Source organism: Moorena sp. SIO4E2, from assembly GCF_010671945.1.
Lineage (GTDB): Bacteria > Cyanobacteriota > Cyanobacteriia > Cyanobacteriales > Coleofasciculaceae > Moorena > Moorena producens.
In genome coordinates this window covers 1-1,242 of record NZ_JAAHIE010001309.1, presented here as the reverse complement: position 1 = coordinate 1,242, position 1,242 = coordinate 1, and the positions used below count along the sequence as shown (strand labels likewise).

Annotated in this window: 1 pseudogene; it reads left to right on the top strand. The window is 43.3% G+C overall.

Features of this window, described 5'->3' with window-relative positions:
* Positions 1 to 116 precede the first annotated feature (116 nt).
* A pseudogene (locus F6K37_RS43215) lies at positions 117 to 1,051 on the top strand (Rpn family recombination-promoting nuclease/putative transposase).
* Positions 1,052 to 1,242: the final 191 nt, after the last annotated feature.

The following is a 1,242-nucleotide window of genomic DNA, read 5'->3' as shown; positions in this document are numbered from 1 at the left end:
ATCATCAGTGCTCGATTATCATAACTTGAATCAATAAACAAGATCCAGGTGCGATCAATTTTTTAGCTCAAATTCACTACACTGTCTGAGATAGTGTTAACTTTGAACAATTTGCCTTGGCCTACGATAATATCTGCAAATACTTATCAGAAGCATACCCATCGGATTTTTTTCAGTGGCTATTGGGTGAAGAACCTCGGGATATTCAGGTACTTAAAAGCGATGCAGCGCGGTCTTGGGGGTTTCCCCCATGAGCGACTGCATCAAGACAGCGAATTAAGTGCTGAACCAATTCAAGCTGATGCTCTGACTCTACTCCAAAGTACTAACCAAATTCTGCACCTAGAATTTCAAACCCTACCCCCATCCGAGCCACCATTACCATTTCGGATGTTGGACTATTGGGTCAGACTACACCGCAAGTACCGATGTCCAATTGAGCAGGTGGTAATTTTTCTAAAGTCTACGACCTCAGATCTGGTATTCAATAACGAGTTTAGGGATATTAATACCTGGCACCGTTATAGAATAATTCGTCTTTGGGAGCAAGACCCTCAAGCACTGTTGGCCAATCGGGCTTTGTTACCCTTGGCAACTTTAGCTAAGAGCAATAACCCTAATCTATTGTTAGAGCAAGTGGTTGTGGAAGTGGATAGAAGCGATGCAGCGCGGTCTTGGGGGTTTCCCCCATGAGCGACTGCATCAAGACATTGAAGAAAAACCATTACGGGGAAACCTAGCAGCCTGTGTGGATGTGCTGGCTGGTTTACGGTTTGAGAAAGATTTAGTGCGTCGATTGTTATCCGAGGAAATTATGGAAGAATCAGTCACCTATCAAGATATTATCCAAAAGGGACGCCAGCGCGGCAAGCAGGAGGAAGCCCGATTCATTGTGATGCGTTTACTAACCCTGAGGTTAGGTTTACTTGACCCTGTGCTCCAACAGAAGATTGAGGGATTATCCATTACTCGATTGGAGGAATTGAGTGAAGCGTTGTTGGATTTTGAGACAGCAACGGATTTAGTGGTTTGGTTGGATCAGCAGCAGTAGTGCGTTCTTTATTCTTACGGTAACTTCAAGATCTGTTGCATTTTTCCAGGATTTCCGCTATAATATCTATATTGATAGCGGAAGGGTCGATGCTAACTCAAGTTAATAATCTTCGTTTAGACAGGCAACAGATTTTGGCTCTCAGGCAAATGTGTCATTTGAGCAAGAATATGTTCAACGTGGGTTTATAA